The organism is Maribacter halichondriae (genome assembly GCF_027474825.1).
In the GTDB taxonomy this organism is placed as follows: Bacteria; Bacteroidota; Bacteroidia; order Flavobacteriales; family Flavobacteriaceae; genus Meishania; species Meishania halichondriae.
The window spans coordinates 3,518,311-3,531,985 of sequence record NZ_CP107030.1 but is presented as its reverse complement, the minus strand read 5'-3'; the positions used below and the strand labels follow the sequence as shown (position 1 = coordinate 3,531,985).

Sequence of the window (13,675 nt, the reverse complement as noted above, 5' to 3'; positions counted from 1 at the left end):
TTTAGACACCCTTTTTCTATTTTTTGTATAACCTCAAAAGACTAAAAGTCAAATCTATAAATCATTTTGAATGCAGCTCCCCAATTTTTTCTCGTGACATTTTTATTAAAATTATCGGTTACGACTAGATAAACATATGATAAGGGGCGATATTCCCATTGCAAGCGGCTGTTGATATTAAAATTGTCAAATTGGGTATTATACTGAACATAGGTTGTCCAATTCAAACGATTGTTAAAAAATACTTCGCCCGTAAAGCGGGCCAAATGAAAAGTTTCATTTCCCAATTCGTTTAGGTCCAAGGCGTTGATTTCGTATGACATTTGTAGATTGGCAAAGGGTAACATTCTATAACTTAAGTTGACAAAAGCTGCGGAATTTTTACCGTTGTAATATTCGCCATGATGCACATACCCCCTATACACGAACTTGGAGTTGAAAACAGAATTATAGCCAATTCTTCCCCTGAAATATTTATATACATCAGGTGTTAATTCGTTACCGTTGCCCAAGGGATCGAAAGCATATTTCAAATTTACATAGTCGTGATACAGGTTGACATAAACGGCCGATAAGTTCTTGAAAAATAATGCGGTATTGTAAAAAGTCGATGATTGGTTCAGGTCTCCATTTTCGTCCCAATAGGTCTCATTATTTCCGTAAAAATAGCGATAGGAGTTTATGCGATCAGTGTTTTCATAAAATTGGGTCAATGTCGTCCCTAAACTGGATTGTATATATCCTTCGCGAACCACAATATCGTTCAGGGCATCATAATTATAAAGACGGGGCGTAAAGCCCACATCGGCTATATAATTTTTACCGACGTTCTTTAAAGAGGCATTCCAGTCTACGCCCCTTTTATTGTACCAAATACCAACATTATAAAAGTTGTTGTCATTCGATAATCCATCATTGAAACTGCTGCCAAAATTTGCCAGACCTATCCATTTGTTATTATCCGACTTATAATTAAGATTTACACCCGTAACTCGATTGTATTCATCAACAAAGTTGAATTTTTCAGTTTCCTGCCGGTTAATCAGAAAACCGGTTGCCGTGAAGTTCTTTGATAATTGGTGTTCCAATACTACAGCTGCGAAGTTTTGCGATCCAACAGCGTACTGCCTCTCCGTTTGCACATTGAGCACTCCTAATCGGGTTTTTTGAGAAATATTTCCGGATAGTTTCAACCCAAATTGAATATCCGAATTTGAACCTATACGCCTAGAATAAAATGGGTTAACCCCATCGACACCCAAATTGGAAAATAAGTCAGAATTCTCTAAAAAGAAATTTCTCCGTTCAGGAAAGAAAACGGAAAAACGAGTGAGATTGGTAACCTGCTGGTCAACATCGATCTGTGAGAAATCGGGGTTCAACGTCGCATCCATCTTTAAAGATGAGGTAACATTGTATTGCACATCAAGACTTGGTTTGAGACTCGCATTATCAGTATCGCCAACAACATCATTCTGATAGTTCAAAGTGGCAGAAGGCGTTACCGCAAAACGGGAAGTTGCATTTTTTGGGAGATTTTCAACCGCAAAATCTTTTGTAAACCGCAAATCGAACAGCCTGTAATTTCGTTTTACATTGGTAAAAATAGTCCATGAATTATTTTTTATGTCGCGCACGTAAAACTGGATGCCAAAAACAGATTTCCCCGTATTAAAGTTTAAAGCCTTAAACGGGATTTGGATTTCATAATGTTTTAAGTTTCCTTCGGTTGAAGTTTTGGCGTTCCAAACGGCATTCCAACTTGTATTTATTGTAAATCCGTCCGCCTCGTTGATACGTTCTATTAATCCATCCGTTTGGGCCGCGCCAATGTTCACAGCGAAATAGTAAGCGTTCTGCTTTTGGTTTTGCGTATCCAGAATAAGTACAAAAGTATCACTCGAAGCCACCGAGTTTGCTACGTCGTCTCGTTTTAAGGAACCGAGCTGCGTTTTTGAAATACTGTCATGATAGGTCGCTCCGATATATAAGTATTCTCCGTTATGAAATAGGCGTACCGAGGTCTGGTTTTCGGCAAGTCCCTCGTCCGTTGGCAGATGGTTATAAAATCCGGTATTTTCAGCCGTTTTTAGCCACACATTTTCGTTAAGCTGGCCATCGATAGTTATATCTTCATCAAAAAATAGAATCTCGGATTGTTGTGCCCATACAGACATTGGCACCATCAGTATTGCGAAAAGCAATTTTTTCATAATGTGAATTTTCATTGCCCAATGTAAACCACATTACAACTCGTTTTTTTAAAAATAGACGAATACCCTTTTACTGGCCGTCAAAATTATTTCTCTTGTTCATAGCCCGTCACGACCTGTTGAAAGCCCTAAACGGAAGTTTGGCATACAATTAATAGGCCGAACAGTTTTAAAAGTTATTTTTATGGATTGACCTTATGCACAACCTTTTCACATATCTCAATACATCATTTTTCAAGCATTCCATGTTTTGGATCATCGTATTCCTATATTTTGTGCTGTCGGTCAATAACCATAGCATGTTCGCCAGTTATAGGCATTTATTAGAGTCGTACGGTATCATTGTAATCGCCCAGATTATCACAGCATATACCTGTATCTATATTCTGATTCCTAAATTTTTAAACAACAAGAAAATTGGTCTTTTTATTCTTTGGATGCTGATTTTGTTGGTGTCGGTACATGCAGTATACCAAGCTGTTAGAATGTACTATTTTGATGTCGTTTACTTTGATTCTTACGACGCTGTACAAAGAAGTTATGCCGTCGATAGCTACTGGAAACGATTAAGCTCTTATTCGCTTTTTATAAGCAAGTGCGTATTGTACCTTACACCCACTGCCTTATTGCTAATGGCTCGTTTTTATAAAAATCAGCAGAAGTTCCTCAAATTGAACGAGCAAAAAAAATAGCGGAACTTACCGCTCTAAAGAACCAATTGAATCCTCATTTTCTGTTCAATACGTTGAACAATTTATATGCATTGACTTTGGATAAATCCGATAGGGCACCCGAAGTTATCGAGCGTCTTTCCGACATTCTTGATTACATATTATACCGCTGTAAGGAAAATTACGTTCCGATAAATAAGGAAATCGAGCTTATCGAGAATTATTTATCCTTAGAAAAAATAAGATATGGAGAACGGGTGGCAATCAAATTCGAACATCAAAACGAGAATGATGTGAAAGTTGCACCTTTGCTACTTTTGACTTTCGTCGAAAATGCTTTTAAACATGGGGTAAGCCAAGAACTGGGGCAAGCAAAAATTGAGATTTTCCTAAACATCAAAAACAGTAATATTATTTTTTCCATTTTCAACTCAAAACCAAATATTCCTGAGGAAATACAACCAAAAAATGAAGAACATCTAGGGCTCAAAAACGTAAAAAAGCAGTTGGAATTATTATATCCGAATTCATACGATTTGCAAATAACCGAGAAGGAAGACAGTTATTCGGTGATGCTAAAACTAAATGCAAAATGAGGTACAAATGTTTAGTTGTGGATGACGAAGCGTTGGCTAGAGGGCTTATTGAAAAACATTTGGCCCAACTTGCTGAATTTGAATTGGTCGCCTCTTGTACCAGTGCCATTGAAGCAAGTAAGGTGCTAAAGGAAGAACAAATAGATCTGCTTTTTTTGGATATTGAAATGCCCGTTTTAAAGGGCACGGAATTTTTCAAAAACCTGATCTATAAACCAAAGGTTATTTTCACTACTGCCCACCGCGATTTCGCATTGGACGGTTTTGAATTGAACGCAGTCGATTATCTTTTGAAACCGATTTCTTTTGCCCGTTTCTTTAAGGCCATTGAGAAATTTTTGGAGCTGAAGCCTTTGGCGGTAACCATACCTGAAAGCTTAGAAGAAAAAATAAACGATTATGTGTTTATCCGAAAGGACAGAAAACAGGTAAAAGTTTTTTTTGAAGAAATAGTATATGTCGAAAGTGTTAAGGATTATATTAAGATTATAACCGAAAACGATAGTCACTTAATAAAGCAAAGTCTAAAATCTTTTGAGGAAATTCTTGATGGTAGATTTCTTAGAACGCACCGTTCGTACATTGTAAATTTTGACCGGGTAACCGCCTACACTAAACAAGACATCGAAATCGGGAAAATTGAAATTCCAATCGGCGAAAGCCATAAGATAGTTGTTCAAGAACGTCTGGGTAGTTAAAAATCCTGTTTAATTCGCCACCTCACTGATAAACTTAAGTCTGTAAAGCCGTAGCTCTTCATCTTCATATTCGCCATCGAACTCTTTCAGCGCCTCTTCGACATCATCGGTTTCGGCCTCTAAAAAATATTCGTGGATTTCTTCTTGCTGATCCTCGTCCAACACCTCATCGATCCAATAGCCCAAGTTTAGCTTGGTACCGCTGTAGACGATTTGCTCCATCTCTTTGATCAGCTCCGGAATTTCCAAACCTTTGGAAGAAGCAATATCCGGTAATGGTAATTTGCGGTCCACGTTTTGAATGATATACAATTTAAGTCCTGAATTGGCACCCGTACTTTTGACAACGAGATCTTCAGGACGGATTATCTCGTTCTCCTCAACATAGGCAGAAATAAACTCTAGAAAAGGTCTGCCGTATTTTTTGGCCTTACCCTCTCCTACTCCATTGATATTGACCATTTCGTCCATAGAGATAGGATATTTCAAAGCCATATCTTCGAGTGATGGGTCTTGAAAAACCACAAAGGGTGGCACATCAAGTTTCTTTGCTTGGGTCTTTCTAAGATCTTTTAGTTGTTTCAAGAGTTTCTCATCAACCACTCCTCCTTTTGAAGCACTTACAATGGCCGCATCATTGGCTTTGTTATACACGTGATCTTTCGTCATCATAAACGAGACCGGGTTCTTTAAGAATGCTTCCCCCTTTTCGGTTACATGTAGAATTCCATATTGCTCGATTTCCTTTTTCAAGAGTCCGGCCACCAATATTTGCCGGATCAAGGCCATCCAATAGTTTTTATCCCTGTCGGAACCTATTCCAAAAATATCCTTTTCATCAGTTTTATGTGAAGCGATCAAGGCATTGACCTTTCCAGTAAGTGCTTTTACGATTTCCTTCGATTTGAATTTTTCACTTGTCGCCTGGACTACTTTAATCAGTTTTACAACATTGTCTTTAGCCTCTTCCTTTTCTTTCGGATTTCTGGTGTTGTCATCCATATCCGCCCCGGCACCGTTTACCTCATCAAATTCCTCCCCGAAATAATGGAGCATGAATTTTCTTCGCGACATCGAGGTTTCGGCATAGGCAACGACCTCCTGTAAGAGTGCATTCCCGATTTCTTGTTCTGCCACAGGTTTTCCCGACATGAACTTTTCAAGTTTCTCGATATCCTTATATGAGTAAAAGGCAAGACAATGCCCCTCACCGTCGTCCCTTCCGGCACGGCCTGTTTCTTGATAGTAACTTTCAATACTTTTTGAATATCGTGATGTATCACAAACCGCACGTCCGGTTTATCGATACCCATACCAAATGCTATAGTGGCCACCACCACGTCAACGTCTTCCATTAGGAACATATCTTGATACTTCGAGCGGGTCTTTGCATCAAAACCGGCGTGATACGGTACGGCACTAACTCCGTTGACCTGCAGTACTTGCGCCAATTGTTCCACACGCTTTCTGCTCAAACAATAGATGATGCCTGATTTACCGGCATTCTGTTTCACAAATCGGATAATATCCGCGTCGACATTGTCGGTCTTTGGTCGCACTTCATAATACAGATTCGGCCGATTAAAGGAAGCTTTGAAAACTTTGGCATCGCCGATACCCAGGTTCTTGATGATATCTTCCTGTACCTTGGGAGTGGCTGTGGCCGTCAAACCGATAATGGGAATATTGCTTCCCAATCGCTCGGCTATAGATTTCAAATTCCGATATTCAGGTCTGAAGTCATGGCCCCATTCCGAAATACAATGTGCCTCATCGACGGCCATAAAAGATATGCGAACCGATTGCAGAAAATCGACATATTCTTCTTTCGTCAATGATTCCGGTGCTACATAGAGTAGTTTGGTAACTCCGTCTAAAATGTCCTGTTTGACTTGTTTGATCTCCGATTTGTTCAAGGAAGAGTTTAGCACGTGGGCAATTCCGTTCTCAGAGGAAATTCCGCGAATGGCATCGACCTGATTTTTCATTAGTGCGATCAAGGGAGAAACGATAATAGCGGTACCTTCTTGCATCAAGGCCGGAAGTTGATAGCAAAGCGATTTTCCACCTCCGGTAGGCATAATGGCAAAGGTGTTCTTACCTTGAATTATATTCTTGATTACATCTTCTTGGAGCCCCTTGAACTGTGAGAATCCAAAATATTTCTTGAGCGAGGCATTCAGGTCGATATCACTTAAAACCATACCATGTTTTGTCATGTTGCTTTCTTTCAACGCACTGTGGTAGCGTCATTTTCAAACATCAATTTACGCACTTTTACTACTTCGATGTAAGCAATAGTCGTTAAAAAGTCTTAAAGTTTAAAATATTCGATGTCGTTAAGACATTCAATATACTTTATGTAATTTTGTAATCTTAAATATAAGACATTCTTTTAGCATTGCAATTCTTAATTTAAAATATACTTTGAGCGAACCCAAAGCGATACTTGCCCTGGCAAAACAGACCATTGAAAGCGAAAGTGCCGCGATTCTGAATTTGACTACGTTATTGGACCATAGTTTTGCCGACACCGTTGCATGTATCATTGAATCAAAAGGAAGGGTCATTATCTCCGGTATTGGAAAAAGCGCCATAATAGCTTCAAAAATCGTTGCAACCTTAAATTCTACGGGGACTCCTGCCATTTTCATGCACGCCGCAGATGCCATACATGGTGATTTGGGGACTATCCAAAAAAACGATGTCGTCATTTGTATCTCAAAAAGCGGAAATAGCCCCGAAATCAAAATGCTGGTTCCCCTTATAAAAAGAGGAAAGAACAAACTTATCGGAATGACCGGAAACACCGAATCGTTTCTAGCCGAGCAAGCCGACTTTGTTCTAAACACTTATGTCGAAAAAGAAGCTTGCCCAAATAACCTGGCACCCACCACAAGTACTACGGCGCAAATGGTCATCGGCGATGCGTTGGCTATATGCCTTTTGGACCTCAAAGGTTTCAGTAGTAAAGATTTTGCGAAATACCACCCGGGCGGAACCTTGGGAAAACGACTTTATCTTCGTGTGCAAGATATCGCCGATAACAACCAAAAACCCGAAGTTCAACTGAATACCGATGTCAGAAAGGTCATCGTGGAAATCTCTGAAAAAATGCTTGGAGTTACGGCCGTTGTCGACAACGATAAAATTGTGGGCGTGGTCACAGATGGGGATATTCGAAGAATGTTGAATAAATATGAAAATATCAACGGACTTACCGCAAAGGATATTATGAGCTCAAACCCAAAAACGGTTCAATCGGACGTATTGGCAATAAAAGCACTTGAAATCATGCAAGCCAACGGAATATCCCAACTACTTGCGGTCGATGGCGAATCGTATAAAGGCATTGTACACTTACATAATCTCATCAACGAAGGCATCATATAATGGCAAAGAAAAAGCAGACCAAGGCACATGATGAAATGTCTTTCCTCGACCATTTGGAAGAACTACGCTGGCATCTAATACGCTCTGTATTGGCGGTAGTCATTATCGGTATCGTGGCCTTCGTCTTCAGCGAATTTGTATTTGACGTCATCATTTTTGGGCCTAAAAGTATGGACTTTCCCACCTATCGGATGTTCTGTAACATAGCGACCTCGATAGGAGTGGAATCCGATTTCTGTAAAGACGAGCTTCCTTTCACGATTCAGAGCCGGACGATGGGCGGGCAGTTCTCCGCGGATATCTGGACCGCCATTTGGGTGGGGTTCGTCGTCGGCTTTCCCTATGTACTCTGGGAACTTTGGAAGTTTATCAGTCCAGGTCTACATCCCAACGAAAGAAAGCATTCTCGTGGATTCATTTTAATAGCTTCGATACTGTTCTTCATGGGCGTCTTATTCGGATATTACGTTGTTGCTCCCCTATCTATCAACTTTTTGGGCACCTATCAGGTCAGTGAACAAGTACTAAACGAATTTGATATCGGATCCTACATAAGCGCGGTACGCACGTCGGTCATCGCCTGCGGGGTGATGTTCGAACTGCCGATTATTATCTATTTTCTCACCAAGGTGGGGCTCGTAACTCCGGAAATCATGAAAAAATACCGTAAGATTGCCTTGGTCATCGTATTGATTCTCTCGGCCGTCATCACCCCACCTGATGTGACCAGCCAAATTATTGTCGCTATTCCCGTGCTGGTGCTGTATCAAGTAAGTATTTTTATTTCGAAAATGGTGATGAAGCGGGAGGCGAAAAAAGATGGAAAACTCATGAAAAATGCCTGACAAAGTCGAAGAATTCAATGCCTACCGTTCGAAAATGAACGAAAAATTATTGGCCGATAACAATAAAATTATCAAGCGTATTTTTAATCTGGATACGAATGCATACGCTAAAGGAGTCTTGGATGTAAAGACCAAAGAACTTTTAGGGCTCGTGGCGTCGACAGTTTTACGATGCGATGACTGTGTTAGATATCATTTGGAACATTCTAAAGAAGCGGGAGCCTCAAAGGAAGAAGTCATGGAAACCTTGGGGATTGCAACCTTAGTGGGCGGCACAATCGTAGTACCCCATTTGCGAAGGGCTTACGAATATTGGGAAGCCTTGGAGCAACATGAAGGTTAATTAAAACGTAATTATTTTCGAATGCCATTGTCAAGAGGTAGTTTTGAAAACGTCTTTAGTGTAAGTATCTGAGAATATAATTTTTTTTAATTTGACTGTTGCGCTTGGACTTGAACTTTACAAATGAAGCTTAGAGCAGAAAATATTATGAAATCGTATCGCGGCCGCCAGGTTGTGAAAGGTATTTCTTTGGAAGTCAATCAGGGCGAAATCGTGGGGCTTTTAGGGCCAAACGGTGCTGGAAAGACGACTTCATTTTATATGATCGTCGGTCTTGTAAAACCAAATGGTGGAAATATTTACCTCGACGACATGGAGATTACGAAATATCCAATGTACAAGCGTGCCCAGAACGGCATTGGTTATCTCGCCCAAGAGGCATCCGTTTTTCGAAAGTTGAGTGTCGAGAAGAATATTCTCAGTGTACTTCAATTGACCAAACTGAGCAAGAAAGAGCAAGAAATCAAGATGGAGTCACTTATCGAGGAATTCGGATTGGGCCATATTCGCAAAAACCGTGGCGACTTGCTCTCGGGCGGCGAACGCCGTCGTACGGAAATAGCACGCGCCTTGGCCACAGACCCAAAATTCATTTTGTTGGATGAACCTTTTGCAGGAGTAGACCCAGTCGCCGTAGAAGATATTCAACGCATCGTAGCACAACTCAAGAACAAGAACATCGGTATTCTCATTACCGACCACAATGTACAAGAGACCTTGGCCATTACCGAACGTTCGTACCTCATGTTCGAAGGAGGTATTCTGAAATCAGGAATTCCCGAAGATCTTGCCGCCGACGAAATGGTGCGTAAGGTGTATTTGGGCCAAAATTTCGAGCTTAGGAAAAAGAAGTTGGACTTTTAGGCTTTCCGAAAAAGGAAGTTTTTTCGATACTACTCTTCCTTGGCCAGCAACGAACTCACGATATAGAACACGATAATAATCGGTACCGCTAAAAATTGCATCGTAACCAAAAGTACCAAACTGATAATGATGAAAATATAACGCAGGGCATTGTCCTTAAAACTCCAGTTTTTGAATTTAAGGGCGAAGAGCTCTATTTTGGAATTTAGTAAATAACAGCTGAGCAATGTCATGCCGATCAAAAACCACTGGTTCAAAATGATTCCGTTTAGAAAATCATTATTATGATATAAAAGAATCAAAGGCAAGGAAACAATCAACAGTGCATTGGCCGGAGTCGGAAGCCCCACAAAAGAATCCTGTTGATCTTCGTCTAAATTGAACTTGGCCAGGCGATAGGCAGAAGCCATCGTGATTAAAAAACCGATAAAAGGAAGTGGCGCCACCTTCAGCCCAACCCAGAAAGTCGAATCGGCCATTTCGGAAGATAAATCGATATTCCATCCGCCGCTCATACTCATACCCAATAATTGGAACATGACAATGCCGGGCACCAGACCACTGGTGATGACATCGGCAAGAGAATCCAATTGTAGCCCCAGATCGCTTTTCACATCAAGAATTCGGGCGGCCAGTCCATCAAAAAAATCAAAGATAATTCCCAAAAACATGAATGTTGCGGCCAATTCCAACTGGTTCAAGACCGCAAACACGACCGCGACACAGCCGCAAAAAACGTTCATCAACGTTATAAGGTTCGAAATATGTCTCTTCATGATTAGGTGTTGATTTCGGTAAAAATAGTATAATTTTTCGGTTGCGATTTTAGAGCCACATTTTATTCGGATATTTGCTAAAATATTTCCGTACCGTACCATGCGATTAAAAAAATGGCTCTTCCTTATACTTTTTTTGATTCCAATAACCGGCTTTCTACAGGTGCCAGAGTTATCGCCACTTTCCAAAATCAGTTTATTGACCAGTGGCCCAGGCGATATTTTGTACACCGCATTCGGTCATAGTGCCATTCGGGTGCAAGACCCTACTTTGGGTATTGATGTAGTCTATAATTATGGGGTTTTCGATACAAGGGGCGAAAATTTCTACCTGAAATTTTCGCAAGGCCGAATGGATTATTTGTTGGTACGTGAAGGTTTTGAATCGTACCTCAGGGATTATAAACTGACCAACCGCTGGGTCACGGAACAAGCACTGAATCTTTCATTACCGGAAAAGACCAAACTCTTCAAATACCTTGAAAACAATAACCTGCCTGAGAACAAAACCTATGCCTACGATTATTTCTCCAACAACTGTGCAACAAAGATCTGGTTCGTGCTGGAGGAAAATTTTGGGGACAAATTGCTTTTTGACCCAAATTATATCGATCAACGCTATTCGTTTCGAGAACTTGTGCATCAACACATTAAAAAGAATTCTTGGGGCGCTTTTGGCATTGACCTAGCGTTGGGCGCTGATATTGATCGAAAAGCGACTCCCAAAGAACATCTCTATCTACCAATTTATGTAATGCGCCAATTTGAAATGGCCAAACTCAATGGTACCGACTTAGCCGAAGAGGCGAAACCGCTCTTTGAGGCTTCTCCTGAAAAAAATAGATTCAATTTCTTTACCTCCCCCCTATTTCTTTCATTGATTTTTTCAATTATAATTTTGGGGATTACTTATTCAGATTTCAAAAAAGCCAAAAGAAGTCGTGCGCTTGATTTTAGTATTTTTCTGATTACGGGGCAAGCAGGGTCACTTATATTCTTTCTATGGTTTTTGACCGACCATATCTGGACAGTACAGAACTATAATATTTTATGGGCCTTTCCTTTAAACCTGATACTTTCCTTTTTAGTTTTGAGAAAAAAGTCAAACCCTAAAATCAAAAATTATTTCCTCATATTACTGGGGCTTTTAGGTCTGATGCTCTGTTTCTGGGTGTTTGGTGTTCAAGAATTTTCGCCAGTATTGATTCCTATAATGATTGCTTTAGCCGCACGTTACCTCTATCTTTGGAAGTTTTACACCAGTGCCAAAAAAATAGCTTCATGAATCTTGTTACGGTAGAGAACATCTCAAAATCGTATGGTGAACTCGTACTTTTTGAAGGCATTTCCTTCGGAATCAATAAAGACCAAAAAATCGCCCTGATTGCCAAGAACGGTACAGGGAAAACTTCCATTCTCAATATTCTGGCTGGAAATGATACTCCAGATACTGGCCAGGTCAATTTTCGTAAAGGCATTCGGGTATCGTATTTGGAACAGGAGCCGAATTTGAATCCGGATTTAACGGTTGAGCAGACCATCTTCGCCTCTGACAATGAAGTTTTAAAGGTCATCCGAAAATATGAGGAAGCCCTCCAAAATCCTGAAGATGCAGATGCCTACCAAAAAGCCTTCGAGGCCATGGAGCGCTTCAACGCTTGGGATTTCGAAACACAATACAAACAGATTTTGTTCAAACTAAAGTTGGAAGACCTTCATGCAAGTGTCGGGAAACTTTCAGGTGGCCAAAAAAACGATTGGCCCTGGCCGATGCGCTCATTAACAGGCCGGAACTCTTGATTTTAGATGAGCCCACCAACCACCTTGATCTTGAAATGATCGAATGGCTCGAACAGTATTTCGCCAAAGAGAATATGACCTTGTTGATGGTAACGCATGACCGCTATTTTTTGGAGCGGGTCTGTAACGAGATCATCGAATTGGACAACGGGACGTTATATCCGTATAAAGGAAATTATTCCTATTATTTAGAAAAGAAAGAAGCCCGAATCGAGCAGGAAGAGGTAGAGCAGCACAAGTCAAAACTCCTTTTCAAAAAGGAATTGGACTGGATGCGAAGACAGCCCAAAGCACGTACAACAAAGTCAAAATCGCGCATCGATGATTTTCATCAGATCAAGGAAAAGGCCAATCAGCGTCGAAAAGAACATGAGGTACAACTGGAAATAAACATGGAGCGTGTCGGTAGCAAAATTTTGGAGCTTCATAAAGTATCGAAATCCTATCCCGACAAACCAATACTTGAAAAATTCGATTACGTATTTACCAAGGGGGAACGGGTCGGAGTTATCGGAAAGAACGGTACGGGTAAATCCACTTTTTTGAATATCATCGCAGGAACCGACACCCCAGACGCTGGTAAAGTGGTGGTAGGCGACACCATTAAATTCGGGTATTACACCCAAAAAGGAATTACCATCAAAGAAGGCCAAAAAGTCATTGATGTCATTCGCGATTTCGGGGATTTTATTCCCCTAAAAAAAGGAAGACAGATCTCGGCACAACAATTATTGGAACGCTTTCTTTTTGACCGAAAAAAACAATATGATTTTGTTGAAAAGCTAAGCGGTGGTGAACGCAAACGATTATATCTGTGTACAGTGTTGATTCAAAATCCAAATTTTTTGATTTTGGATGAACCAACGAACGATCTCGACATTGTGACCTTGAACGTATTGGAGAGTTTCTTGCTTGATTTTCCGGGATGTCTGATAGTCGTTTCCCATGATCGATATTTCATGGATAAGATCGTCGACCATCTTTTCGTTTTTCGGGGGGATGCCGTAGTAGAAAATTTTCCAGGGAATTATTCCGACTTCCGGGCCTATGAGGATAGTGCCATAATAGAGAACAGGGCCGAAAAACAAAATGAGGTAAAAAAGTCCAAAAATAGCTGGAAAAGTGATGAAAAGGCACCAAAATTGACCTATTTGGAACAAAAAGAGCATAAAACCTTAGAAAAAGAGATTCAAAAATTAGAGACAAAAAAGGTAGAATTACAGCATCAATTTACCGACGGTACACTTTCAGGAGAAGAAATCGATAAACTATCCGTCGAACTCAAAGAAATTTCGAACGCTATCGACCAAAAAACGGAGCGTTGGTTTGAGCTTTCAGCGATGTTGGAGTAACCCCAGAACATTTATTTTAAAGATTAAAGAAAATTGATAATTGCAATGTTGTTCATAAATTTTCAACTTGTGAGTTATTTCGGCTCCTCCCCTCAGACGAAGGGAGGTGGATTCCCGTCCGCCA

General features: G+C 40.5%; 10 protein-coding genes and 2 pseudogenes. 9 read left to right on the top strand and 3 right to left on the bottom strand.

All coding sequences use genetic code 11. The features are described from left to right. Positions 1-41: 41 nt before the first annotated feature. Positions 42-2,213 (bottom strand): DUF5916 domain-containing protein, encoded by a 2,172-nt coding sequence (locus tag N8A86_RS16410; RefSeq protein WP_273566368.1) that lies wholly within the window; start codon positions 2,211-2,213, stop codon positions 42-44. Between the two features lie 197 nt (positions 2,214-2,410). Between N8A86_RS16410 and N8A86_RS16405 the strand changes: the two genes are divergently transcribed. Genes N8A86_RS16405 through N8A86_RS16395 form a run of 3 tightly spaced genes read left to right on the top strand, consistent with a single transcriptional unit; the run spans position 2,411 to position 4,178 of the window. Continuing rightward, positions 2,411-2,905 (top strand): hypothetical protein, encoded by a 495-nt coding sequence (locus N8A86_RS16405; RefSeq protein ID WP_273566367.1) that lies wholly within the window; start codon positions 2,411-2,413, stop codon positions 2,903-2,905. Continuing rightward, positions 2,884-3,480: a sensor histidine kinase gene (locus N8A86_RS16400; RefSeq protein ID WP_337251811.1), complete on the top strand. Its 597-nt coding sequence runs from the start codon at positions 2,884-2,886 to the stop codon at positions 3,478-3,480. The genes N8A86_RS16405 and N8A86_RS16400 overlap by 22 nt, the downstream gene beginning before the upstream one ends. Further along, on the top strand, positions 3,477-4,178 hold the full coding sequence (locus N8A86_RS16395; RefSeq protein WP_273566366.1) for a LytR/AlgR family response regulator transcription factor: 702 nt from the start codon (positions 3,477-3,479) through the stop codon (positions 4,176-4,178). Before N8A86_RS16400 ends, N8A86_RS16395 begins: the two co-directional genes overlap by 4 nt. A gap of 9 nt (positions 4,179-4,187) precedes the next feature. On the opposite strand, the pseudogene N8A86_RS16390 reads toward N8A86_RS16395, so the two are convergent. Then, positions 4,188-6,382, bottom strand: a pseudogene (locus N8A86_RS16390) (RecQ family ATP-dependent DNA helicase). A gap of 223 nt (positions 6,383-6,605) precedes the next feature. Between N8A86_RS16390 and N8A86_RS16385 the strand changes: the two are divergent. From N8A86_RS16385 to lptB, 4 genes are all read left to right on the top strand, one after another. Further along, positions 6,606-7,571, top strand: a complete 966-nt coding sequence (locus tag N8A86_RS16385) for a KpsF/GutQ family sugar-phosphate isomerase (RefSeq protein ID WP_273566365.1) — start codon at positions 6,606-6,608, stop codon at positions 7,569-7,571. Beyond that, a complete protein-coding gene (gene tatC / locus N8A86_RS16380) occupies positions 7,571-8,416 on the top strand; it encodes a twin-arginine translocase subunit TatC (protein ID WP_273566364.1) in 846 nt (281 codons plus the stop codon). The genes N8A86_RS16385 and tatC overlap by 1 nt, the downstream gene beginning before the upstream one ends. After that, entirely contained in the window at positions 8,409-8,759 is a 351-nt protein-coding gene (locus tag N8A86_RS16375; protein WP_273566363.1) for a carboxymuconolactone decarboxylase family protein, read from the top strand. Before tatC ends, N8A86_RS16375 begins: the two co-directional genes overlap by 8 nt. A 123-nt stretch (positions 8,760-8,882) precedes the next feature. After that, positions 8,883-9,623, top strand: a complete 741-nt coding sequence (lptB, locus tag N8A86_RS16370; RefSeq protein ID WP_273566362.1) for an LPS export ABC transporter ATP-binding protein — start codon at positions 8,883-8,885, stop codon at positions 9,621-9,623. A gap of 29 nt (positions 9,624-9,652) precedes the next feature. Here lptB and N8A86_RS16365 read toward each other — a convergent pair whose 3' ends face one another. After that, entirely contained in the window at positions 9,653-10,399 is a 747-nt protein-coding gene (locus N8A86_RS16365) for a CDP-alcohol phosphatidyltransferase family protein (RefSeq protein WP_273566361.1), read from the bottom strand. Positions 10,400-10,535: 136 nt separating this feature from the next. Between N8A86_RS16365 and N8A86_RS16360 the strand changes: the two genes are divergently transcribed. Both N8A86_RS16360 and N8A86_RS16355 read left to right on the top strand, forming a co-directional pair. Next, positions 10,536-11,684: a lipoprotein N-acyltransferase Lnb domain-containing protein gene (locus N8A86_RS16360; RefSeq protein WP_273566360.1), complete on the top strand. Its 1,149-nt coding sequence runs from the start codon at positions 10,536-10,538 to the stop codon at positions 11,682-11,684. Further along, a pseudogene (locus N8A86_RS16355) lies at positions 11,681-13,551 on the top strand (ABC-F family ATP-binding cassette domain-containing protein). The gene N8A86_RS16360 and the pseudogene N8A86_RS16355 overlap by 4 nt, the downstream one beginning before the upstream one ends. The last annotated feature ends 124 nt before the right edge of the window (positions 13,552-13,675 follow it).